This window comes from Priestia sp. FSL W8-0001 (genome assembly GCF_038050335.1).
Classification (GTDB): Bacteria; Bacillota; Bacilli; order Bacillales; family Bacillaceae_H; genus Priestia; species Priestia flexa.
In genome coordinates this window covers 1,832,446-1,856,153 of sequence record NZ_JBBPAL010000001.1, presented here as the reverse complement: position 1 = coordinate 1,856,153, position 23,708 = coordinate 1,832,446, and the positions used below count along the sequence as shown (strand labels likewise).

The following is a 23,708-nucleotide window of genomic DNA, read 5'->3' as shown; positions in this document are numbered from 1 at the left end:
TTTATGCTTCGTTGGATACCTTTTCAAGCTGTTCACTCATTTCTTTTGAACGGTCTGATGCTCCTTTTACCGCGCGCATAATTGCCGTTCCGCCACCATGTTCTTCAAGGGCTTTCAAGCCTGCTGCCGTTGTGCCATTTGGAGACGTTACGTTTTCACGAAGCTCTGTTGGCGTTTCGTCACGCTCCATCATCATTCTTGCCGCACCGTATATGGTTTGGGCTCCAATTGCTCTGGCTACTTCTGGATCTAATCCTTCTTCTTTGGCTGCTTTTTCAATATGCTCCATTAAGAAATAAAAGTACGCTGGTCCACTACCGGCAATGCCCGTGAAAATATCCATTTGTTTTTCATCAATAACGTAAACTTGACCAATTGACGATAGCAGCTCTTTTGTTAAAATGACTGAATCCATTGCTGTATATTGTCCTGGAGATATTGCTGTAGCAGATTGTTGAATCATACTTGAGGTATTTGGCATCACTCGAACAACTTGTTGTTCTTCATGCAATAGATCTTCCATAAAGGCTGTTGAAATACCAGCTAGCACTGATAAAACAACTTGATCTTTAGTTATATTGGGTTTTAAAGAGGATAATGCTTGCTCAGCATCTTTTGGTTTCATTGCTAAGATGAACACGTCAATATCTGTTGTGTCTAAATCAACTCTTTTACTAGTTTGAACACCGTATTTGTTTTCCAATTCTAAAAGGCGTTCTTTATTGCTGCGATTTGTTACCACAATATTTTTCGCTGGAACAATATTAGAATGAATCATACCAGAAATCATTGCTTCTGCCATTGATCCTGCACCTAGAAAAGCAATCTTTTTTGTTTTGATCATCAAATCTCCCCTGTCAAATGTTCGTATTTTTGTTCGCGTTCTCTCAACGGTAACTATCGTAACATGCTCAAAATGGCTGTCAACCTGTCGACAAGGTAAAAATAACGCTGTCAGCACATAGTACAAAAGAAATGAAACCGGATACAAAAATATTTTTCAACAAATTTCTCTATTAGAAAATCCCCAAAAAATCGACTCTTTTCGCTGTATTAATGTTTATAGTTTTTATTTTAAGGAAAATGTTTTATTTGGATGTTACATACTATTTATAAAGAATTTTACGAAACGGGATGGGAACAGCTTGTGAGATTTGTTAAAATACGTATATGGATATTTTAGAATTTTTTTCTTTATTTACCGTATTTAAGAATTTTCAAGTGGAATTTCAGTTTGTAAATAATGATTGATTTTCTACTCAGTGACAGATGAAGAAAACTTTCGCTGACCATTAATTAATATATTTAAACTATCATCGGTAAAATTCACTCCTTACATATAGAAAGCAGAATCTCACCGGAACTTGGAGATCACAATATGAAGAACAAAACGCTTTCTACCATCTCATTATCTGAAATACACAACCCAAAAGCCATACATGTCGTAGGGATTGGGGCTTCGGCTGGTGGCCTAGAAGCAATTGAACAGTTCTTTGCGAATATGCCTTCTTCAAACGGCATGGCTTTCATTGTTATTCAACACTTATCGTCAAAATATAAAAGTTTTATGCCCGAGCTTTTAGCAAAAAAAACCAATATGAATATTGTTCAAATCGAAAACGGTATGACATTACAAGAAAATACCGTTTACTTAGCTGCTCCTCACTACTTTGTCACCTTGAAAGGCTCTGTAATAGAGACTCCATGTGAGACGTTGGAAGATTACCGAGATTATTTAAATGATCATCCTGTTGAAATTGTTGATCTTCAGCGTGATTTATTAATTGTCGTAACACAATTCTTGCGAGATAAAGAAGCTTTTTCATTAATTGAAGAACAAATCAATCAGTACTTTGAACCAACAAAGTACAATTCTTACCAAGTGAAAAAAAACATTCGTAAAATGAAGAGCTCGCAATTACTTCATTTGCTGTTGCCCATAGCCCAACAAGTATCTTTATTACGGACCATAAAGGTCAAATTAAATACATGAATCAAAAATTCACAGAATATAAAGTTGATTTTAAAGAAATGTTTGGTATGCACGTATACGATTTTTATACAAAGCAGCTGGGTTTAAATCGAAGTACTCAGCTTTTTCAGCTTCAATTACATCAGGATGAATAATCGTTAGTAAATCCAATACTGTCTTTATCAATTATGTCGGCTATATCGCTAACTGGTAAAAACATTTTGGTCACGCTTGGTGTAAAATCAATGATTTGTCCACTTTTATCCACAATAAATAACGGAACGGGAATAGCTTCAAGCGATAATGACGTCATATTCCCCCCCGATACAAGAGACTGCTTCAGTGCGTTTTCAAACAGCCACTGCTCAAATTGTTCAATCTCGTTAATAAATACGGTTTGTGTTGAACCGTATCCAGTTAAATCATAATGTTGCAATAACCTCCCCCCCTACTAACGCAGTAGGTGAATAGGTTAAACTTTCTATTTCGTTAATGTATTGCTTTAAGCTTGGCAACAAATGTACCTGTGAAATAGATATTCCAACAACTTCTGGCTTCCACTTTTCAATGCTGTTAATAGCGTATGGTAAAGGAAGATTAGCTCCTAAATTTTTCACTTCCCACCTATATTCTTCAAGCAAAGACGCCAACATTTTCAGGCCAATATAGTGTCCTTCTCCTTCGACACAAAAAAGCAAAGCACGCTTGCTTGGCAGCTTTTCTTTATTCACGGTAAACTGTAGTCGAGCAATTATATAATCACATGTTGCCGTAGCCAAATGTTCATCAGCAACTGAAATTTTATTCTCTTGCCACCATTGCCCAATCTGATACATGGTACTGATTAGACGATAAGTATCCACTAGGGACGAACCATTTTCTATATATGAACCCACAATCAACCAACTTTTTTTGTATCTTCCCTTCAACAAGTGATTTTGCTAATACTACGGGGGCGTGGTTGTCCAAAATGAACACATCCTTTCTCTTCTAGATAGAGAGCAAATCTTTTGGTAAAGCCTCTTTTTCACATGACGGACAGTAAGCGTAGACACCTTCTCGAAACGCAACTTCAACCTTTTTCTTACAGGCTTTACATTCAGCATTTACATGTCTTAAATAATCTTGGAAAATTTTTCTCGTTATACCCCCCGTATTCCCGCAGTGATGACAAACAAACCGAATTTTTCCTTTTACTGTCACTTCAGCGTCTCGAACGCTATAACATTCCGAACATCGATCCCATATATTTAAGTAGTCTGCCAATGAATATCCTGCCTTATTTACCTGTAGCCATTCCTGCTTTAAATGACTGGAAACGGGCGTCATATCAACATAACTTAAAAACATTTGGACAAAGTCTGAGTGCTCAATGCGAACGGTTAAAGAAATAGAATTCCCCTCATTAATTTCGTTACTACACCACAAACTTTTCTCATCCATCGCAAAGATAAAAAAAGGAAAGTGAGAAGGTATAATTTCAACTCCTTCTTTGACCTTAAGCCTTCTTGGTTCTTTTGTCAAAATTGTAACCGTTCCCCGAAACTCATTAATCGCTTCCCAAAGCCTATTCGGCCATTCTTTTGTAGTAGGCAACACGATAAATAATTTATTTTTCGCACGTTTAATATCCATTACTATCTTGTGGACATCGATTCCTTTATGCCAAATTAACTGCTTATCTTGAATCATTTCTTTTAAATATTCATTCGGTTGATAGATAGCATTTCGTTCCTTCATATATTGAAGTAGCTTAAAAAGCAATCTCTCGTTAGGCAAACGTTTAGTTAAGTAAGGCAGGTCACCTATCATAATAAATTTTCCTTTTGCTCTTGTAATTGCTACGTTTATGAGACGGTCCGCTAATTCATTTATAAGAAGTATACCTGGCTTTGAAAAAGGATGACTATCAACTGTATCAAAAATCATAAGATCTTTTTCAGAACCTTGAAACTTATGAACTGTTGCAGCAAGAATATGCTCCTCAGGAATCACTCCTTTTACTAGATCTCTTACAAGCTGCGCTTGTGCTCGGTATGGGGTAACATAGCCTAATGATGTAATTCCACTTTTAAATGCGCGAATAAGCAAGCTACTTGAAATAAAAGCAGATACTAAATTATACCGAGATCCCCCATTTTTTTCTTTTTGAGCAAATGTCTTAATACCGCTTGTATTCATCAGCACAAGGGCTTTGTCTACAAACGGTTTTAGTTGAGCAATCGCTTCTCTTTGTACTACAGATGCATGGTCGCTTACTTTACCACCATATACATGAGCGTTTGTAAACGCTGAAATATTTGGGTGCATACGACGCTGTTGCTTTAATATCACTAAATGTGGATGCCAGTTTCCTTCATGGATTTGTGCAGCAATTCCTGATTGCTCAAATACATCACGCCCTAACGCTTCTTGCACATACGCATGCTTTGATTGAGAAACGGCTGGAAGCTGCTTAAAATCTCCACAAACAACAATGTGTTTACCTAACGAAGCAGCTAAAGCCACTTGTGGCGTATAAGCCATGCTCACTTCATCTACAATTACTACATCATATTCTTTTTCATAAACGGATGCATCCGTTGCCACTTTAGTTAATGTTGTGCCAATAATGACTGCTTTTTGCACTAGCTCTTTTTCAAGCTCAGCCATCTCTTGTTTCACGCTATTGAGCTTCTTTTTAACTTGTTGAATCTCACGCTCTTTAGAAGGATATCTCGTTAAACGTACATATTGTTCTTGTAAATCCTTCTCTTTTCTCGCAAGATCTGGATGCTCGTGTTCAACTAATAGAGTCGTAGAAAGTTTTGTTTGAAGCTCCTCATTTGCCATAGTCCCGTAGCGTACAACCTCTCCTTTTTTCCACTTGTGCTTAGCTTCAATACGTACTAACGCCTCGTTCATTAATACGTCAACAGCTGCATTGCTATGCGACACTACCAATACGCGCTTTTTCTTCCGGTACATGCTATTAATAATGCGTGATAGCGTGTATGTTTTTCCTGTTCCCGGAGGTCCCCATAAATACGTTGTTTGATTATGATGAGCTCTCAGTAAGATTTCATGAAGATCGTTTTTCATTTTGTATTCTTCATGATTCACCTTCGCCGTACCCGTCATTAAGCGTTTAACTCTAGCACGCTTTTTCTTATAGTCTTTCAGTTCTTCTAACCGGTCAATCAATGCTTGTAAAAGTTCCCATGGTTCGTTAAATAAGTATAAAATAGGAACATCAGAACCTAAATAAACCCCTACCTTTACATATACCTCGTGTTTTTCATGAGCTAAAATCTCGCCATCAAGCTCTGCATCCTGAACCTTTACGCGCATGCTAGTTCCATCGATTACGTTAAAAAAGCGTACCATCTGAAAACGGTACACAAAAGCTTCTCCATATCGTCCTACGTATTCCCCGTTAACTAGCTGCTCTTTTTTTCCCCCTTCTTTCTTCAAGTGGCTAATTTCAATTGATAAAGCCCGAACCCACTCTTTTAAATACTGTGAAACTGTTTTTTTCAATTGAGTTAAGCACTGTCACAACCTTTTTTCTAACAGTGCCTTTCACCTCCAACTCATTTATTCCGTTCTCTACAACTTTTCTATTCTAGCATGTTCCAACACTTTATGCAGGCATAAAATCCGACACAACTTTCATAGTTTTTTCTACCATTAAGTATGAATAGGACTATTTATCTACAAATAACGACAAAAATCACACAAGTATTCTTCTTTATTTTCCTTTTTGTAACAAACTATCTATACTATTGAAACATTCCTGTTACATAAGGTTGATAGAATGGTAATAAATTCATAGTCACAAAGGAGAAAAAAGAATGAAAAAGCATATTTTTTCACTTGGTGCAACGGCACTTGTTTCAATGGGAATTGCAGGCATGGCATCAGCAGACGCGGAAACTTATAAAGTTCAATCGGGCGACACGCTTTATAGCATTTCAAAAAAATATAATGTATCGGTGAAAGACTTACAAGCATGGAATAACTTATCATCCACTATTATTTATACAAATCAAACCTTACATATTAGTAGTTCAGCTGATACGCATACAGCATCACCAACATCTTCTACATCCCAAAATACATATAAAGTTCAATCAGGTGATACGCTTTATCGCATTGCAAAATCTCATGGTTTATCAGTTGAGCAACTAAAACAGTATAATAACTTATCATCCAATATTATTTACGTTAACCAAGTGCTAACTGTAAATGGGGCCAGCGCTGTAACAGCACCACCCGATGAAAAAATAGAGCAACCCCAACAACAGGCTCCTACTAGTACATATAAAGTGAAGCCAGGAGATACGTTGTGGAGCATTGCCCAAAGGCATGGTATTTCAGTTTCAACATTACAGCAGCTAAACGGCTTATCAGCAAACACAATTTACATTAATCAAACGCTTAAAGTAAATGGATCTGTTGCTCCAGCACCAGCTGCCCCTGAGGTATCGAATCCCGTATCTTCTAAGCCACAAACACCAAACCCTTCTGAAAATCAAGAAGTAAAAAAAGAATTTCAGGTTGTTGCTACGGCTTACACAGCTTTTTGTACTGGCTGTAGTGGTATTACAAAGACAGGAATTGACCTACGTGCAAATCCAAATCAAAAAGTAATTGCTGTTGATCCATCTATTATTCCTCTTGGGTCACGCGTATACGTAGATGGATACGGAGAAGCAATTGCAGGCGATACGGGTGGTGCTATTAAAGGGAATCGTATTGACGTTTTTATTCCATCTCAAAGCGACGCGATGAAGTGGGGCCGTAAAACAGTTACAGTTAAAGTATTAAACTAAAAGAAGCCTACGGGGCTTCTTTTTTATTTTAGTGTTTAATCCTCACCTTAAAGGGAATAGGAATTCTAAGACAACAACGTAGACGTTTCAACCATTTAGATTGCTATACTGGAGGTTATCACTATGAATATTGGCACCTTATATTTTCCAACGAGCGTATTATTATTAGTTGTTTTATTATTAGGAGGCCTTTACTTTTATTTTAAAAGACGCCGCAAACATAATAAAAAGTAAAAAGAAGCTATTGTAGCTTCTTTTTTAAACGCTCTTTGTTTAACGATTATAAAATTGAAAATCCTTCTTGATTTTAGGTAGCTCTCTTACTTCTTGAGACATTTCATTTCCACACATTGGGCAATTATAATCTGACGTCACAAAATCTTCTCTCATCCATCCGTTACACGAGTCAGACTGGCATGCATAAACATTTGTATCCATCATCTGAGTAACCTGTTCTTCCATACCTTTTTTCGCAAAATACATGAGCACAGCTCCCTTTTTTTCTTAGTATATGGAAAAAGCGCTTTTTTATTTAAGGTATTTTGACAAACTATGTCAAAATTTACATTTGTTTGTTTTGAATCTCTTTGATAAATTGTATATAATTACATAGTGAACAATTATATTGAAGGAGTTTAAAATGACCGATTTATTTTCAAGATTAAAGTTAGAAAATCAGCTTTGTTTTTCTATTTATGCTACGTCACGTGAAATTACAAAAGTGTATAAGCCTCTTTTAGATAAAATTGGCGTTACGTACCCACAGTACTTAGCTCTTCTTGTCCTATGGGAGCATGGAAGAGTCAGCGTAAAGAAAATGGGAGAACTCTTATACCTAGATTCTGGTACGCTAACTCCGATGCTGAAACGTATGCAAGAGCAAGGGCTTGTAATCCGTGAACGCTCTCAGGAAGATGAGCGCGTTGTGTTAGTAAGCTTAACAGAAAAAGGCGCTTCACTTCGAGATAAAGCTTGTCAAATTCCAGATGAAGTATTTAATATGACAGATTACTCTCCTGAAGAGCTAGCAAATTTAAAACAAATGCTTCACCAGCTGTTAAACGCTATCCATAGTCACAATGGAAAAAGCCAATAAAAAAGCAGTGCACTTTTGTGCACTGCTTTTTTATTCAGCCGTCGTATTTAACGTTACGTCAATGTTCCCTCTAGTTGCTTTTGAATATGGACAAAATTCATGTGCTGCCTTCACTAGCTTTTCAGCCTCTTCTTGAGATACCCCTTTTAAATGAGCGTTTAACGTTACTGCTAACTTAAACCCATCATCAGCTGGGTCTTTCATTAAGCTAACTTCAGCCGTAATTGATGATTCGATGGAATATTTTTGCTTTTTAGCAATTAGATTTAAAGCCCCGTCAAAGCAAGAAGCATATCCTGCTGCAAAAAGCTGCTCCGGATTCGTTCCTTCTTTTGTATTGTTTGGTGAAGGCATTACTAAATCTAGATTAATTAGGCCATCATCTGATTTGACGTGCCCTTCACGCCCACCTACTGCTGTTGCTTTTGAAGTAAATAAAACTGACATCAAAATCACCTCATATACGTAATTGTAAAGTCCATGCTCATGCAAAAAAGCTCTTGCACGCTCTATGGATATATTACCCTTTTAGAGTGGATTGAAACATGTCGTTCTATACTCTCTTCCATTATTTTTTTAACCCCTTTCGTATAATTTCATCACCATATTTACTTTGAAGCTGCTGAACTGCTTTATAGAGCGGTTCATCTTTTACGTGCCGTTCATATGTAAATAAACTAAGCTGCTCTTGATTTCGATCGTTCATTCGTTCTACTTGTAGAGCTGCTACCCCTAACAAGCGAACTGGTTCACCGTTCCAATGCTTTTGAAGCAACTTGTTTACCCAATGAAGCAACACTTTTGACTGATTGGTCCACTGATCAATGGTTTGGGTTCTTGTAATTGTTTTGAAATTACTATAGCGAATGGTTAACTGAATCGTTTTGCTGACTACTTTTTTGGCATGCATTCGCTTACTAACAGACTCAGCGAGATCATTTAAAATCGGTACCATCTCCCGATCATCCGTCATATTTTTCGCTAATGTTTTTGAATGTCCAATCGACTTAAATTCCGACCTGCGATTTGGATTTACAGGTCGATCGTCAATCCCATTAGCTCTTTGCTTCATTTCTACTCCTCTTACTCCAACTGTGGCCTTTAGCTTATGATCATCTGCGTGCGCTAGCTCTTCAATCGTATGGATATGAACGGCATTCAACTTCTCAGCGGTTTTATTACCTATACCATGCATATAAACCACTGGGTGTGGCCAAAGTTTCTGATGAATATCGCGCTTTCTTAAAATTGTAATTCCAAGCGGTTTTTTCATGTTGCTTGCCGTTTTAGCTAAAAACTTATTTGGTGCAATGCCGATTGAGACCGGTATTTGTAACTCATTCAAAAGATCGTTCTGTATTCGCTGTGCAATCTCGAGTGGCGTACCTTGATGAAAGCAATCCGTTATATCTAGATATCCTTCGTCAATAGAAGCAGGCTCAAGAATAGAAGAGATCGTTGATAAATAAGAAAACATTTGCGCTGATACTTTGCGATAAAGAGTAAAATCTGGTTTTAACACAATTAGCTGAGGAAAAATTTTTTTAGCTTCCCATAATGGCATCGGTGCATATATTCCTTTATTGCGAGCCGCATAGTTGCACGTTACCACAATCCCTCTACGCTCTTTTGGGTTACCCGCAATGGCCATAGGTTTTCCTTTCAGTGCCGGATTACGCGCTTCTTCCACCGATGCATAAAAAGCATTAACATCAATATGCAATATGACTCTTCCCTTTTTTGGATACATGCCTTTCAACACACTCACCTTCTTTCTATCCGAACCAACAGAATATATGTTCTTATTTTAAACCAAAAAACAATTAATGTGAATAATTCTATAGCGGTTTGTAATATGATGGACAAAGAGTAAAAAACGGGCGGATTGTTTGATGAACATCCCTTTGAAGCATTCGTATACTATAATAACTTTGACAAAAATGGGGGAAACGCCGTGGTGGATCAGATTATCACAGTAATTCAACAGTTTGGATATGGATATTTCTTTTTATTAATCATCATTGGTGCTAATTTCACACCTATTCCAGATCCTCTCTTTATTATGCTTGCAGGTAACCATGCCACTCTTTCTACTTTTCACCCTCTTATTGCTTTTCTCTTGACTTACAGTGCCATGATGCTTAGCTTATATGTTAAATTCTTATTTGCTAGATGGTTTCGCAAGCAAACAATAAAGGCGCTCTCTCAATCACGCTTTCAAAAAAAGCGATATGAAATTGAAAACCTCATTACCTCATACGGTTCCTTCGGCATTATGCTCAGCTTCTTCTTGCCGGGAATGCGACACGTTATGCCATTATTTTTAGGAACAACGAAAATGCCTCACCTTAATTATATAACAACAACATTTTCATTTGGATTGGTTTGGACGTTTGCGTTTTTTTTATGGGGGTTTAAAGTTGATGATGCCGCTTCATTTGAAACCATTTCTCAATTCACTATTTTGTTTATTGCCATCAGTGTTGGAAGCTTAGCCTATAAAAAGCGAAAAATGCGTAGTAAAGAATGAAAAAAGCCAATCCTCTAAGTAGAAGATTGGCTTCTTTCACATAAGCTGATATGCATAATGCTTCATGAATATATAAGTTTGATTTTAATTTCCGACGTGCTTATTTTTAAAAAAATGCGTCCATACTGTTCCTAAGATAATCATAAGGGAGTAGATGGATGATGAAAGTTCTACGTATTACAAATGACCATGGATGGACACCTGCTGACTTACGTCAATACGAAAAAACCATTCAAAACGTGAAAATGAGACAACGCGTCATGACGATTCGGCTCATCATGGAACGCTATACAGGAAAAGAAGTATCTCAGCTTTTGAATCTTCACCGTGAAACCGTGTCTATCTATGTCAAAACCTTTAATCAATATGGGATGGATGGTTTAGTCACCCGTCAGTATTCTACCGGTAAACCTGCTTATTTAACCCAAGAAGAAAAAGAAGAACTTCGACGCATGATCTTAGAAAGTACACCGGAAAAAGAAGGATTTGGGATTGACGCTAACTGGGATACACGTGTGATTCAACATGTCATCTACGAAAAATTTTCAGTCACCATGAGTCGAAGTGGCATTTATCGAATGTTGACGGGCATGGGATTGAGTTACACTAGACCTACTTATACCTTAGCAAAGGCGGATCAAAACGAACAAAAGCAATTCCTGCAAGACATGGAGATGGTAAAAAAAACCTCTCGGGCGATATGATTTTACTTTATGAAGATGAAAGTCGAATCCACGCCTATCAAGCTTTACGATCCACATGGTTTCAAAAAGGGAAACAAAAACAAGTCCCTACTTTTGGGCACCATGCAGCTGTTAGTCTATTTGGAGCTGTCAATGTCTTAAATGGCGACTTTCTCTGCCAAGTAGCTGACAATTGTAAAGCCCCAGCTTTTCATTCCTTTATGAAGTATGTGCTCGACTATTACCCAAATAAAGTCATTATTATGGTGTTGGATCGTGCTCGTATTCATGATGCAAAAGAGTTACAGCCCTTTTTTGAACAGCATGAGGATCGACTCATTCGTTTCTTTCTGCCGAAGTACTCGCCCAATTTGAACCCCGTTGAACGGATTTGGAAATGGCTGAAAGAAACCGTCATCCAAAATCGATTCCATCCTAACAAAGCAGCTATTCAAGAGTCTGTTTCTTCTTTTCTAGCTTTTTTGGAGGGGGCATCTGAGCAAATTTTAAAAAGAATAGCCGGTGTTCATATGCCGGATTATTAAGTAAAAATTATATAGCTTTCGTGCTCGATAAAGTGCAGACTTAATAGTCGTGACTTTCATGTTAAATTGTTCAGAAAGCTCTTCATATTTTAAACCATACTCATATTTTAAGATCAATAGGTTTTTATATTGAGGCTTTAATTTATTTAAAGCTTTTACATATTGCTCAAATTGCTCTTTGGATAATACAAAATCCATCGGTGCATTTTTTAGCTCTGTTGGTCCCTGTGTTAGCACATAGCGAGTATGAACGGAATTTTTTCTGATTAAATCACAGCGCTTATTTAAAGCAACTCGAAACAACCAAGCTCTTTCTTTCCCCTGTTCAACTTTATGTTGATTTTCTAAGTATTTCATCGCTACATCTTGCGTGATATCTTCAGCATCTTGCTTGCTGACACCTCGCTTTTGCAAATAAGCTAGCACCTGTCGCAAATATGGTTCAATATTGCTAGCACTCATATTTCTTCTCCCTTTATTTTAGTAATTTTTCTTTAATAAAGTCTGGAACTGTCTCCTCAGTAAATTCCTGGATTTCAGGAGTACTAGGATCTTCTTTATAATAGATACCGACTAAATAAGCTCCGTTGCTTGCCCAAGATACGGTTTCTAAAATTTCTTCTTTTTGATCGTTATTCTTCACTTCAATCGTTTTCTCAGATTCTACTAATGAAGGAAATTCTTCGTCTGCATAAAAGTCTATTTCATGCTGATGTGGATTTTTTAGCACAACTATTTTTTCAATATCTTCTGGTAATACACGCACTTTGTTATATAGGCCTTTTTTCTTTAGCCAATCGCTCACTTCATCATACGATTTTTCCCAGGTTACGTGTTGCTTATTTTTGCCTTGGCCCGTATTGAAATCAATATAAGCCCATGGTCCGCGCTCGCTGTACATTTCTTCAAATGTTTCGTTTTTCATCGACGTTTTTAGTATTTCAGCAAGCGCTTTAATATCTTCTGGGTTGCGAATGCTAGCTTGCTTACTAATTTGTCCATCCGAGGTAATTTGTACATTTGTAACATCACTCATATCTCCACTTCGTAAAAATGGATTAAAGTTTTCTTTAAACTCTTTTGTTTCAGCGATTTTCTTATACAGTGGATGATACGCTTTAAAGTTCAACTCATACTCACGCACAAGCGTCTTGCCGTTTTTAAGCTTATAGGCAATTGCTGCTGTGCGCCCTTCATCTCCTTGAATATCCTTACTTGTCATTGAGACTGGATTCTTTGCTAATTGTTCATGTAGCCGATGAATTGCTTCAACTGCTTCTTGACTCGTATAGTAATAGGGAGGAACATACTCGTTTCCATATTCTGTGTACTGTTCACTGGTTGGATCTTCAGTAATTAAATAGGTTCCTTCTTCGAAATAAACACTTTCTACTTCATTTAGTGCAGGAACCTTTGATTCATAGCCAAACGCATCAATATGAACAAATGCACCAATAGCAAAGAAAATAGCTAATGAAATCACATATCCTTTCCAATACTTAGCGATTCGCCACGTTTTGTGTAAAATGACCTGAGCAACAATATACCCAATAAGAGCACCTAACACATAGCCAAAGACCATCCATCCAAATGTTCCTTGCATGGACCCAAAATAAACACCGCCAACAAGTAGCGCACATGTAGTCACACCGTAAACAAAAATTGGTTTCACCCATTTAAATGAAATGGACTGAGTGGCCGCTTCGATATGACGCTTTTTATACGCGATGTATCCAATCGCATAAAAGATAATGATAAGTATGACGTAAATCCATGGACTAATTGTTAAATTCTTTTTCGTCATTAGCTCCGTCGCATGTAAAAACGGTATTAATTTTTCAGCACTTTTATTTAAATAATAATCAATTGGGAATCCATACCAATAGAATTTTAAATTTGATAAAAGAAGCATAACGAAGCCACCAGGTAAAAGAAACAGAACGTATAGGAAAATAGCTTGTAAGATTGAGATACCTGTGAACATTCCAAATGCTACTGTTCCAAAGAACACAACAAGGTTAAAAATAATTGTGTAACCTGCCCATACCATAATGTCTTTTGCTGTATAGAGATCTGTAACGTTTAACATCCCTTTTACAAGGCCGATTATACCTGCTGTAATTACCACCGGCACGACAAGAATTGCGATACCCACAATGATGTTTTGGTGATATAAAGCTTCTCTTCGAACTGGCAAACTATGAAAATAGTCTGCTGCTGCTTTGGTTTGAATATAACGGAATAAAAAAACCGCGAGTAACACCGGTACTGTAAACATAAAGACAAGCTGTAAGCCATCGAATAGCTCAAATAATGTCTTAATCTTTTCTGGCTTAAATTCTGGATTGCCCGTATACTTCATTAGAAGCTGGAGAGGAAGAGCAAACAAAAGAAGGAATGAGTAAACTAATCCGATCCACCCTACGCTTCTAAATGACTGTGTGAACAGCCCTCGATTAAACGATGATATTTTCGATGGCATAACCAACATCCCCCATTTCGTAAATAAAGATTTCTTCGAGCGTAAGCGGTAAAATATCAAATACAAGCGGCTTGTATGATTGAATGCGAGACGCTAGCTTATTTTCTTTACCACGTACAATACAAAGAAGTACGCTTCCTCGCTTCTCTTCGTATAAGATTTCCAAGTCTTCATGAAACGCAAGCGGTACGTCGCCTTTAAAAGCTACTTGAATCTTGTGAATATCTGATTTCAAATCGTCAAGGTCTTTTTCAATTAACAGCTGTCCTTGATGCAAAATGCCCACATGATCACATAAATCCTCCACTTCACGAAGGTTATGAGAGGAAATTAAAATGGTCATCTCGCGTTCCGCTACGTCTTGCACTAGTAAATTCTTGATTTTTTGACGCATAACAGCATCCAGCCCATCTAGAGGCTCATCTAATATTAAAATATCCGGCATCGTGGATAAAGCGAGCCAAAATGCTACTTGTCGCTGCATCCCTTTCGACATACGGTGTACCTTTTTCTTCAAGTCAATTGGAAATGCCTGCTTTAACTGCTGAAAACGTTCTTCGTTCCACGTTGGGTACATATTCTTGTAAAATTGCGCAAGCTGCTTAATCGTGGATTGTGCAAAAAAGTACGGAATGTCTGGAAGAAAAATGATGCTTTGCTTAAGAGCCACATTTTCAAATACTTCTTCATTGTCAATATGTATGCTCCCTGAATTTTGACGATAAATGCCCGCAATTGTTTTTAATAATGTTGTTTTACCTGCACCGTTGGACCCAAGCAAACCATAAATAGATCCTTTTTTAACAGTTAGAGAAACATTGTTTAATACTTTTATATCTTCAAAGGATTTTTTTACTTCGGTTAATTCAATCATCACTTTCTCCCCCTTTGACGGTTTGTTCAGCTTGTGAAATAAGTGATAAGATTTCTTCTTTTCCCATTCCTAAATACATCGCTTCAGCAATAAGCTTTACTAAATCCTCTTTCATTTTTTTCACCTTTTCATTGTTTAATAGTTCCGATTGCGCCGTCACAAAACTTCCTTTTCCAGGAATTGAATAAATATAATTTTGATGTTCTAGCTCTCGATATGCTTTTTGAATTGTATTAGGGTTAATTGTTAGTTCTTTCGCTAGCAAGCGTACAGACGGCAGTTTCTCGTCTGCTTTAAAAACTTCATGGATAATTAGCTCTTTTAACTTATCAACTAATTGTTCATAAATAGGCTTACGACTACGAATATCTAAATCAAACATACTTTCCCTCCTCTCCATCACATTTATCATTTATCATTCATCATTCATCATTCATCATGATCGTATGTTCAAATGTACTAACCGTACTAACTGTACTACATGTGTTACTACAGTTAGTATTATACAACGTTATCTGGAAAAAACAAGTACTTTTGTGACTTTTATTACAAAAAGGTAACAAACAGATTATCTAACGTAATTCAATTCGATAACTTATAAATCTGATAAGGAAAATAGGTATTAAGCTATCTATTAACAAAAACTTACTATATAATGAACTCATAAGATGTTTTATGTAAGGAGCGATTTACCATGTATTACGACGCATTGCGAACCTTTGTGACGGTTGTAGAAGAAAAAAGCTTTACAAAAGCTGCTGAAAAATTGTTAATTTCGCAACCAAGCGTAAGCGTACATATAAAAAATTTAGAAAAAGAGTTTCAAACCTCATTGTTTTTACGTTCGCCTAAATTATTAAAAATTACGCCAAGCGGCGAGATCCTTTATACTCGTGCGAAGCAAATGATTCAAATATACGAGCACACGAAGCGAGATATTTATGAACATCACCACTTAGTTAAAGGCACTTTAACAATTGGAGCTAGCTTCACAATTGGTGAATACGTTCTTCCTTCGTTTCTCGCTAAGCTTCAAGCACAGTATCCCGATATCAACGTAAACGTAACGATTGGCAACACAAAGGAAATTGCGCAGCTGGTTCGACACTTTAAGTTAGATGTAGGATTAATTGAAGGACAAACCGATGACCATGAGCTCCATATTGAACCGTTTATGGAAGATGAGCTCGTGGTTGTAGCGGGTACGGCTCATCCATTAGCAGCACAGCAGCACGTTGCAATAAGCGAGCTTCAAAACGAAGGTTGGGTTGCGCGCGAAACAGGGTCTGGTACAAGAGCCTATCTTGATCTGATGATGAGTTCAAATGGACTAAAAATGAAGAGCATGTTAACCATCAGCAGCAATCAAGGAGTTAAGGAAGCAGTTATGCAGAACTTAGGATTATCGGTCCTTTCAAAATCCGCTATAAAACAAGATGTGGCACAAGGGAATTTAGCTATCTTAAACCTTGACACTGAACCATTTAAACGGAAATTTTCGTATATTTATCCGACCACGAATGGACAAAATAAAATCGTTGAACTGTTTTTACATCTGTTAACGTCTAACTAACAAAAAGAGTTTGGGACATAACAAAATGATTGCTTCTAAAAGACGAACACTAGCTGTTCCCATCTCTTTAGTTTGTCTCAACACATTCGTTCCATTGCGCTACGGCCACTCGCTTTCCACGGGGAGGAACCTGAGCTTCCTCGCTACGCTGCGGGATCTCACGTTTTCCTCTCTTTCCCGTAGGAGTCGAGTGTCCTACGCTCCATTCCACCCTGTTTCCAACATTGTTTTCACAATCAACCAAAAAACCTGAACGATTAAAAGTTATGAACTCTCAATCGTTCAGGTATAGTAAGGACTGAACTACTTATGTCTCAGTCTCTTTTTCACCTAATCACGCCTGTTGGAATACAAATTGGAGATTGATCCACCGGGTTTTTAATAATCGTTGAAGATAAACGAAAAACGTCTTCAATCATTTTCTCTGTAAAGACCTCTTCAGGTGGACCTTCCTTATAAATAGTTCCTTCAGAGATACTAATTAAGTAATCACCATAGCGAGCAGCTTGATTTAGGTCATGCAGAACCATCAAAATTGTTCGCTTATGTTGTTGATTCAACGAACGCAGTAGTTCTAACACTTCGATTTGGTGAGCCAAATCAAGATACGTCGTTGGCTCATCGAGCAGCAAAAGGTCCGTTCCTTGAGCAAGAGCCATCGTAATCCATGCTCGCTGACGTTATCCACCTGAAAGAGCATCAAGCGTACGTTCACTGAAAGCATCCATGCGCGTTGCACGCAAAGCTTCGTCAACAATTTGGTAGATAGTCTTAGTAAACAAATAGTATTTCGACAAAAACAAACCGCTTCTTTCACGTCGAAAGAAGCGGTTTGTTTTTGTCATAATACATACGTAGCAAGTGCTTTTTGCACCTCATAAATATTTTTGTCTTTACGAAACTCTTTTACGATTGGAGCCGTTGAGCTTGAAACCCAGATAACAAGTTCTGCGTCTAAATCAAATGTTCCAGCCGTTTCGACGCTAAAGTGCGTAATATTTCTATATGGAATGGAATGATAGCTGGTTTTCTTGCCAGTTACACCTTGCTTATCAATTAAAATTAATCGCTTGTTTGAAAAAACAAAGATATCTCGGATCAGTTTAAACGCATGCTCTACCTGTTCTCCCTGTACCAAAATGTCTCGCAAATCTTTTTCTACTGAGGACACGCTTACTTCAGATGCATTGCCCATTAAACCATCTAATAAACCCATATGATTCACTCCTTTACTGTTCCTACTGCTTTTACCCTATATTATAGGTTCATAAACAGCTGGTACTATTACATACGTTTCAAATGTAGTTATGTTTCAGTTTTTTTTTACATAGATTGTAAAGTGAATTCAAAAAGAAAGGATGTTGTCATTGTTTTTTCATAAAAAAGAACTCCAATATCTTTCTAAACCCGACCGTCCTGATCCCGTTTTTGCCAGACAGCTGCAAGAAGTTTTAGGTGGACAGTTTGGCGAGATTTCAGTTGCCATGCAGTATCTGTTTCAAGGTTGGAACGTTCGAGGAAACGGTAAATACAAAGATTTGTTAATGGATACTGGAACAGAGGAGTTAGCTCACATTGAAATGCTCGCCACTATGATTGCTAGGCTGCTAGAAGGCGCACCAGTAGGAGATCTTGAAAAAGCTGCACAAGACCCTGTTATTGGAGCTATCCTTGGAGGTATGAACGTTCAGCATACGATTGTTTCAGGGCTTGGTGCGATGCCAGTTGACAGCATGGGTAACAAATGGAATGCAGGTTATATTGCAGCAAGTGGAAATCTATTAGCAGACTTCAGAGCCAACTTAAACGCTGAGTCTCAAGGACGCTTACAAGTTGTTAGATTGTACGAATCAACAAACGATCGCGGTGTAAAAGATATGCTTTCATGGCTCATCGCCCGTGATACTATGCATCAAAATCAGTGGATTGCCGCCATTAAAGAACTAGAAGCAAAAGAAAACGTTGTTGTGCCTAGTACCTTCCCGAAAGAATTAGAAAAGCAAGAAGTTTCGTATGTGCTGTTTAATTTTTCTGAGGGTGAAAAAAGCGCGACAGGACGGTGGGCTAGCGGTACGAGTATGGATGGCCTTGGAACGTTTCAATACGTGCAGCAGCCTGAAGCATATGGTGGTAAACCTAACTTAAACCCTGCTCCTTTTTATATTCATAATACACTTCCAAAAAACTTACGCCCTTCTTCTCATACACTTCCTCCTTCACATATGTAAACAAATCTTTTCTCCATCACAGGTTGATGGAGATTTTTTTATCATTGCTCTTTACTTTCTGTTAGGATAAGAGTTAGATACTGAATTTTTCTTTACAGGAGATGACAAAATGATTGAAAGAATTTATTATACGTCCCCTTATACAACAAAGTGGACTGCTTCTATTTTATCTGCATTTGAAAGCAACAATCATTATTACGTTGAGCTAAACAAAACTGCTTTTTATCCTGAAGGTGGTGGTCAACCATCTGATACTGGTACTATCGCAGGTCATAAAGTATTAGATGTCGTGGAAAAAGATCATTCCGTCTTCCACGAAATTGACACATTATTAGAAGTAAATACTCAAGTAGAGTGTGAGATTAATTGGAACCGTCGCTTTGATCATATGCAGCAACATACAGGGCAACATTTGCTCTCAGCAATCTTAAGCGATGTGTTTAACATACATACTGTAAGTTTTCATTTAGGCAAAGATATCGCTTCAATTGATGTAAATGTTTCTTCCATTGATGAAGATACGTTAATAGAAATTGAACAAACAGTAAATAAAGCCATTTATGCGAATAAACCGTTAAGCACATATTATGTATCACAAAATCAGTTATCAACTCTTTCTCTTCGTAAAATGCCTGATTTAGAGGATGAGCAAATTCGAATCGTCGAGATTGATACGCTAGATATTTCAGCGTGCTGCGGAACCCACGTAAGAAGCACGGGAGAGCTAGGTATTATTAAGCTATTGAAAACTGAAAAACAGCGAGGACAAATTCGATTATTTTTCAAATGCGGCATGAGAGCGCTAAAAGATTATGAACAAACTCACCGCATTCTTTCTCACGTCAGCCACCATTTTAGTACAAAAAGTGAGCTTATCTTAGAGAGATTACAAAAACTAGAAGCTGATTTCAAAATACTTAGCAAACAAAACGAAATACTAAAATCTGAAAATGCTCATTATTTAGCTCAATCTCTTCTTGATAAAAAGCAAGGTATTGTTTTAGTTCATGAATTTGAAGATAAAACGTTAAAGGATGGACAAGCTATTATTAAGCAGCTGCTTCAAACTGAGAATATGATTGGTATTTTCTCCTCCTCTTTAGAACCAAAAGTTATATTAGCACATAGTACCGATAGAATTCACAGCGGAAAACTCTTTAAAGAGCATCTTAATCGATTTAATGGAAAAGGTGGCGGAGGTATAAACCAAGCGCAGGCGCAGTTTTCAACGATGGAAGATCGTAACCACTTTATCTCCTATCTCCAAGAATACTTACAAAAAGTATAAAAAAACCACGCGTTAAGCGTGGTTTTTTTATAAGTAATAGCTAATAAACAATCCAACTGACAACAATAGTCCGAAGAATGTATTTGTTTGCGCAGTAGATTTCATTGCAACAATCATATTCATCGGTGGCGTACCCGACACAAATCCTTTAATAGCTCTAATTGGTTTTGGGATACTTAAGAAAACTAACAGCGCAAATGCACCAACCACTCCTGTTATGACAAGAACAACAATCCAAATATATGAAATAACAAATAAAAATCCAAGAAAATAAACTGCTTTCTTTTCGCCTAGTAAAATGGCTAGCGTTTTACGTCCGCCTTTTGTGTCTTCTTCGATATCACGAATATTATTTGATAAGTTAATTGCCCCAACTAAAAAAGCAATAGGAATTGAAACAAGAATACTTTCTGTCGTTATGAAGTCCGTTTGAATATAAAAAGAAATTAAAATAAACAGAGCCCCCATACATACACCCGCAAACAGCTCTCCAAAAGGTGTATAAGCAATCGGCAGTGGTCCTCCTGTATATAAATACCCAATTGCCATACCGAATAGTCCGACAAGCGCTAACCACCATGTACTGCTCATACAGATGTAAACACCTAATAATAAAGAAAGTCCATAGCAAGCTAAGGCAAGCTGCAACACGGTTTTCGGCTTCATTCCATCGCGCACAATGGCACCGCCAATCCCTACTGAGTCTTCCGTATCTAGCCCTCTTTTAAAATCATAGTATTCATTAAATAAGTTCGTCGCGATTTGAATAAACAAACACGCAAAAAGCATGGCTAAAAATAACCATACATCAACTTGTCCAACATACATTGCCATCACTGTTCCAATTAACACCGGTACAAACGAAGCTGTTAATGTATGGGGACGAGTTAACTGCCACAGTACTGTTTTTAGCGGTCTTTTAGGTTGAGCGTAACTCGTTTGACTCATCATCCTCTTCCTTTCATTTTAAAAGTGAACATGTCACCTTTCTCTTTCTAGTTGATAATTGTAGAAAGCGACCATACACAGCTTACATATTTCTAAAAAACAAGTAAACGTTTTTATTTTAATACTACTTTTTATTATCTGGTACAGCTTTTCCTATTCAACGCCTATCCATTATAACAAAAAGTTCACACATTCGACATAGAATTATATCAAAAAAATAACGATTGGAAGTTGGTCAACGTCTGTGGCAAAGCACTACATGTAAAAGAGTTTGGGACATAACAAAATGATTGCTTCTAAAAGACGAACACTAGCTGTTCCCATCTCTTTAGTTTGTCTGAACACGTTCGTTCCATTGCGCTACGGCCACTCGCTTTCCAAACGGTTTTTCCCAATCAACAAAAAGCCCGAACGATTAAAAGTTGTGAACTCTCAATCGTTCAGGTATAGTAGGGGCTGAACTACTTATGTCTCAGTCTCTCTTCTTTGTTCATACGACGCAAAAATAAAGCGACCTTGATCATAAAATACGTAACCTCTTCAGGTACGGCTTCTTTAATTGGCTTTAGCTTATCATCTCCGACCAATTCAACCGCTTCGTTGACAAGCTCTTGCTGTTTAGTTGTTAAAATGGTATGCCAATCTATTTCGTAACCTTCTTCGGCACATTTAAATAAATGATTTTCAACTGTTTGCGTACTTAATTCTCGCTTTGCTGCAATCTCTTGAATGGAGGAACCCTCTCTCCACATTTGATAAGACTCTAGATGAGACCCTTGCTTAGATGCACTTTTTGCTTTTTTTTCCCTCTGTACTTCAATGATCTGCCTCTCCCGGTCAGGGTGTTCAGCGCAAAAGCTCACAATCGCTTTAATAAAGCGCTCTCCATACTTATCGAGCTTTTGGGAACCTACTCCTTTTACATTCTCAAACTCAGATACCGTCTCAGGAAGCTTTGCACACATATCCCGAAGCGTATCGTCTGAAAAAATAACAAAAGGAGGAACGTTTTCAAGCTCGGCTATTTCTTTTCGTAAAGCGCGCAGGTGCATAAACAGCTCATCATCCTGCACAAGCTGATTCACTTGAATTTGTTCTTTTCTCATTACTTTTTCTTCACCAAGAAGTACCCCTTTTCCCTTAGCTGCGACAGAAAGAGTTGGAAAAGACCCTTGTCCAACCAAAATATACTGCTCTGAAATAAGAAATTCGATAAACTCACTTACTTCTTTTAACGACTGCTTGCTCATTACTCCATAGGTAGAGAGTTGGTCAAAGCGAAAGTCTAGAATCTTTTTGTTTTTAGAACCCGTTAATACTTGAGCAATCATTGTCTTACCAAAACGCTCTCCCATTCGAATCATACAAGATAAAACCTTTTGTGTATCAACCGTTACATCAACAGCTGTACGAGTATCTGTACAGTTGCTACAGCGACCGCAAGCATGAGCTTCCTCTTCACCAAAGTAGTGTAAAATGTATGCCTGCAAACATTCTTCTGTGTGACAATAATTTACCATTTGCTGTAGCTTCTCCAGATCTTGAACAAGCTTTCCTGAATGGTTAGTTGACTGCTCAATTAAAAAGCGCTGAACGCGAATATCCTGAGCCGAATATAAAACTATACACTCACTCGGCAAACCATCTCGCCCTGCGCGACCCGCTTCTTGATAATAGCTTTCCATGTTTTTTGGAAGCTGATAGTGAATGACGAAACGAATATTGGACTTGTCAATTCCCATTCCGAAAGCAGAGGTAGCAACCATAAGGGTTACGTCATCCTGTAAAAAGCGGTTTTGCTCATGATCTCGACTTGATGCACTCATTCCAGCGTGATATTTCCCCACTTGTATACCTAAGCTTTGCAAATGTTCATGTAAACTGTCCACTTCTTGGCGCGTTGCGGCATAGATAATACCAGCTTCTTGCTCATTTTTCTTTACATACTCATCGATATAAGATAGACGGTCTTGCCCTTTAACAACGGTAAACGACAGATTAGAACGTTCAAACCCTGTCATGACCGTATTTTGTTCCTGAATTTGTAAAGCTGTACAAATATCTTCTCGAACCTGAGGCGTAGCAGTAGCCGTCAGCCCAACCACTATTGGCTTGCTCGGTAGCTCGGAAATTAAGCTGCTAATGCGTAGATAGCTAGGCCTAAAATCATGGCCCCACTGTGAAATACAGTGTGCTTCATCAACCGCGATTAAAGGGATAGGTAACGATTTAAGTTGCTCAAAGAAAAACGGTGACTCTAGGCGTTCCGGTGCTATGTATAAAAGTTTATACACACCAAGAGAAACTTCTTCTAATCTCTCTTCCACTTCTGACGATGTGAGTGAGCTGTTAATATACGTTGCTGATATTCCAGCTTCATTCAGCGCGTCCACCTGATCCTTCATTAGGGAAATCAGTGGCGAAATAACGATTGTTGTTCCTTCTAATAAAAGTGATGGGATTTGATAACAAATGGACTTCCCTCCACCTGTAGGCATGATACAAGCGGTATTATGACCTTCTAAAATATGACGTATCGTCTGCTCTTGCCCTTGGCGGAAGCTGTCGTAGCCAAAATAAGTTTTCAACTGTGATAACGCTTTTTCAAATAACAAAGAAACTCCTCCTTACAAAATACATATCGGGGAATAAGCGAAGAAATTATCTTGTGGGTA

Annotated in this window: 25 protein-coding genes and 1 pseudogene; 11 read left to right on the top strand and 15 right to left on the bottom strand. The window is 37.7% G+C overall.

The features are described 5' to 3' along the window. Nucleotide 1: 1 nt before the first annotated feature. The gene (gene proC / locus MKZ18_RS09795; RefSeq protein WP_035320203.1) at nt 2–844 is read right to left on the bottom strand and encodes a pyrroline-5-carboxylate reductase; all 843 of its coding nucleotides are present in this window, start codon (nt 842–844) and stop codon (nt 2–4) included. A gap of 534 nt (nt 845–1,378) precedes the next feature. On the opposite strand from proC, the gene MKZ18_RS09790 reads away from it, so the two are divergent. Together MKZ18_RS09790 and MKZ18_RS09785 are read left to right on the top strand one after the other, a co-directional pair. Continuing rightward, a complete protein-coding gene (locus tag MKZ18_RS09790; protein WP_144594339.1) occupies nt 1,379–1,993 on the top strand; it encodes a chemotaxis protein CheB in 615 nt (204 codons plus the stop codon). Further along, on the top strand, nt 1,990–2,127 hold the full coding sequence (locus tag MKZ18_RS09785; protein ID WP_260864996.1) for a hypothetical protein: 138 nt from the start codon (nt 1,990–1,992) through the stop codon (nt 2,125–2,127). Before MKZ18_RS09790 ends, MKZ18_RS09785 begins: the two co-directional genes overlap by 4 nt. Here the strand turns inward: MKZ18_RS09785 and MKZ18_RS09780 are convergent. From MKZ18_RS09780 to MKZ18_RS09770, 3 genes are all read right to left on the bottom strand, one after another. Then, nucleotides 2,115–2,408 carry a hypothetical protein gene (locus tag MKZ18_RS09780; RefSeq protein WP_340842540.1) on the bottom strand — a complete coding sequence of 98 codons (294 nt, stop codon included), beginning with the start codon at nt 2,406–2,408 and terminating at the stop codon, nt 2,115–2,117. The genes MKZ18_RS09785 and MKZ18_RS09780 overlap by 13 nt on opposite strands. Then, the gene (locus tag MKZ18_RS09775) at nt 2,395–2,835 is read right to left on the bottom strand and encodes a cobalamin B12-binding domain-containing protein (RefSeq protein ID WP_445677366.1); all 441 of its coding nucleotides are present in this window, start codon (nt 2,833–2,835) and stop codon (nt 2,395–2,397) included. Before MKZ18_RS09775 ends, MKZ18_RS09780 begins: the two co-directional genes overlap by 14 nt. Nucleotides 2,836–2,962: 127 nt before the next feature. Continuing rightward, a complete protein-coding gene (locus MKZ18_RS09770) occupies nt 2,963–5,491 on the bottom strand; it encodes an AAA domain-containing protein (RefSeq protein ID WP_078989806.1) in 2,529 nt (842 codons plus the stop codon). Between the two features lie 314 nt (nt 5,492–5,805). On the opposite strand from MKZ18_RS09770, the gene MKZ18_RS09765 reads away from it, so the two are divergent. Together MKZ18_RS09765 and MKZ18_RS21085 are read left to right on the top strand one after the other, a co-directional pair. Next, the gene (locus tag MKZ18_RS09765; RefSeq protein ID WP_083686486.1) at nt 5,806–6,786 is read left to right on the top strand and encodes a LysM peptidoglycan-binding and 3D domain-containing protein; all 981 of its coding nucleotides are present in this window, start codon (nt 5,806–5,808) and stop codon (nt 6,784–6,786) included. Between the two features lie 123 nt (nt 6,787–6,909). After that, nucleotides 6,910–7,020 (top strand): LPXTG cell wall anchor domain-containing protein, encoded by a 111-nt coding sequence (locus MKZ18_RS21085; protein ID WP_224840172.1) that lies wholly within the window; start codon nt 6,910–6,912, stop codon nt 7,018–7,020. Between the two features lie 39 nt (nt 7,021–7,059). Here the strand turns inward: MKZ18_RS21085 and MKZ18_RS09760 are convergent, their stop codons facing one another. Then, nucleotides 7,060–7,269 (bottom strand): cold-inducible protein YdjO-related protein, encoded by a 210-nt coding sequence (locus tag MKZ18_RS09760; protein ID WP_025908450.1) that lies wholly within the window; start codon nt 7,267–7,269, stop codon nt 7,060–7,062. 157 nt (nt 7,270–7,426) lie between these two features. Here MKZ18_RS09760 and MKZ18_RS09755 point away from each other — a divergent pair, with 157 nt between their 5' ends. Next, nucleotides 7,427–7,882: a MarR family winged helix-turn-helix transcriptional regulator gene (locus MKZ18_RS09755; RefSeq protein WP_025908451.1), complete on the top strand. Its 456-nt coding sequence runs from the start codon at nt 7,427–7,429 to the stop codon at nt 7,880–7,882. A 30-nt stretch (nt 7,883–7,912) separates the two neighbouring features. Here the strand turns inward: MKZ18_RS09755 and MKZ18_RS09750 are convergent, their stop codons facing one another. Then, nucleotides 7,913–8,332, bottom strand: coding sequence for an organic hydroperoxide resistance protein (locus MKZ18_RS09750; RefSeq protein ID WP_025908452.1), 420 nt, complete (start codon nt 8,330–8,332; stop codon nt 7,913–7,915). Nucleotides 8,333–8,450: 118 nt separating this feature from the next. After that, nucleotides 8,451–9,632, bottom strand: a complete 1,182-nt coding sequence (locus MKZ18_RS09745; protein WP_231882774.1) for a DNA polymerase IV — start codon at nt 9,630–9,632, stop codon at nt 8,451–8,453. A gap of 204 nt (nt 9,633–9,836) precedes the next feature. Between MKZ18_RS09745 and MKZ18_RS09740 the strand changes: the two genes are divergently transcribed. The 3 genes from MKZ18_RS09740 to MKZ18_RS09730 all read left to right on the top strand — a co-directional run bounded on the left by MKZ18_RS09740 (nt 9,837) and on the right by MKZ18_RS09730 (nt 11,640). Continuing rightward, nucleotides 9,837–10,412: a DedA family protein gene (locus MKZ18_RS09740; RefSeq protein WP_025908453.1), complete on the top strand. Its 576-nt coding sequence runs from the start codon at nt 9,837–9,839 to the stop codon at nt 10,410–10,412. 158 nt (nt 10,413–10,570) lie between these two features. Then, nucleotides 10,571–11,116 (top strand): helix-turn-helix domain-containing protein, encoded by a 546-nt coding sequence (locus MKZ18_RS09735; RefSeq protein ID WP_239422052.1) that lies wholly within the window; start codon nt 10,571–10,573, stop codon nt 11,114–11,116. After that, nucleotides 11,113–11,640 carry an IS630 family transposase gene (locus MKZ18_RS09730; protein ID WP_100346442.1) on the top strand — a complete coding sequence of 176 codons (528 nt, stop codon included), beginning with the start codon at nt 11,113–11,115 and terminating at the stop codon, nt 11,638–11,640. Before MKZ18_RS09735 ends, MKZ18_RS09730 begins: the two co-directional genes overlap by 4 nt. Here the strand turns inward: MKZ18_RS09730 and MKZ18_RS09725 are convergent. The 4 genes from MKZ18_RS09725 to MKZ18_RS09710 are packed head-to-tail and all read right to left on the bottom strand — an operon-like array spanning nt 11,602 to nt 15,378. Continuing rightward, on the bottom strand, nt 11,602–12,102 hold the full coding sequence (locus MKZ18_RS09725; protein ID WP_340842542.1) for an RNA polymerase sigma factor: 501 nt from the start codon (nt 12,100–12,102) through the stop codon (nt 11,602–11,604). The two genes, MKZ18_RS09730 and MKZ18_RS09725, sit on opposite strands and share 39 nt — an antisense overlap. Nucleotides 12,103–12,115: 13 nt before the next feature. Beyond that, nucleotides 12,116–14,122: a DUF6449 domain-containing protein gene (locus MKZ18_RS09720; RefSeq protein WP_340842543.1), complete on the bottom strand. Its 2,007-nt coding sequence runs from the start codon at nt 14,120–14,122 to the stop codon at nt 12,116–12,118. Next, nucleotides 14,097–14,996: an ABC transporter ATP-binding protein gene (locus tag MKZ18_RS09715; RefSeq protein ID WP_025910217.1), complete on the bottom strand. Its 900-nt coding sequence runs from the start codon at nt 14,994–14,996 to the stop codon at nt 14,097–14,099. Before MKZ18_RS09715 ends, MKZ18_RS09720 begins: the two co-directional genes overlap by 26 nt. Next, complete coding sequence (locus tag MKZ18_RS09710; protein ID WP_025910218.1) at nt 14,989–15,378, bottom strand: GntR family transcriptional regulator; 390 nt, start codon at nt 15,376–15,378, stop codon at nt 14,989–14,991. Before MKZ18_RS09710 ends, MKZ18_RS09715 begins: the two co-directional genes overlap by 8 nt. Nucleotides 15,379–15,690: 312 nt before the next feature. Here MKZ18_RS09710 and MKZ18_RS09705 point away from each other — a divergent pair, with 312 nt between their 5' ends. Next, on the top strand, nt 15,691–16,569 hold the full coding sequence (locus MKZ18_RS09705; protein WP_025910220.1) for a LysR family transcriptional regulator: 879 nt from the start codon (nt 15,691–15,693) through the stop codon (nt 16,567–16,569). A gap of 326 nt (nt 16,570–16,895) precedes the next feature. Here the strand turns inward: MKZ18_RS09705 and MKZ18_RS09700 are convergent. Both MKZ18_RS09700 and MKZ18_RS09695 read right to left on the bottom strand, forming a co-directional pair. Further along, nucleotides 16,896–17,396 (bottom strand): annotated as a pseudogene (locus tag MKZ18_RS09700) (ABC transporter ATP-binding protein); the annotation flags it as partial. Between the two features lie 14 nt (nt 17,397–17,410). Beyond that, a complete protein-coding gene (locus tag MKZ18_RS09695) occupies nt 17,411–17,785 on the bottom strand; it encodes a PH domain-containing protein (protein ID WP_025910221.1) in 375 nt (124 codons plus the stop codon). Between the two features lie 151 nt (nt 17,786–17,936). Between MKZ18_RS09695 and MKZ18_RS09690 the strand changes: the two genes are divergently transcribed. Together MKZ18_RS09690 and MKZ18_RS09685 are read left to right on the top strand one after the other, a co-directional pair. Then, a complete protein-coding gene (locus MKZ18_RS09690; protein ID WP_025910223.1) occupies nt 17,937–18,797 on the top strand; it encodes a manganese catalase family protein in 861 nt (286 codons plus the stop codon). Nucleotides 18,798–18,906: 109 nt separating this feature from the next. Further along, the gene (locus MKZ18_RS09685) at nt 18,907–20,085 is read left to right on the top strand and encodes an alanyl-tRNA editing protein (RefSeq protein ID WP_340842544.1); all 1,179 of its coding nucleotides are present in this window, start codon (nt 18,907–18,909) and stop codon (nt 20,083–20,085) included. Between the two features lie 27 nt (nt 20,086–20,112). Here MKZ18_RS09685 and MKZ18_RS09680 read toward each other — a convergent pair whose 3' ends face one another. Together MKZ18_RS09680 and recQ are read right to left on the bottom strand one after the other, a co-directional pair. Next, nucleotides 20,113–21,033, bottom strand: a complete 921-nt coding sequence (locus MKZ18_RS09680; RefSeq protein ID WP_035320879.1) for a 1,4-dihydroxy-2-naphthoate polyprenyltransferase — start codon at nt 21,031–21,033, stop codon at nt 20,113–20,115. A gap of 461 nt (nt 21,034–21,494) precedes the next feature. Further along, a complete protein-coding gene (gene recQ / locus MKZ18_RS09675) occupies nt 21,495–23,648 on the bottom strand; it encodes a DNA helicase RecQ (protein WP_340842545.1) in 2,154 nt (717 codons plus the stop codon). Between the last annotated feature and the right edge of the window lie 60 nt (nt 23,649–23,708).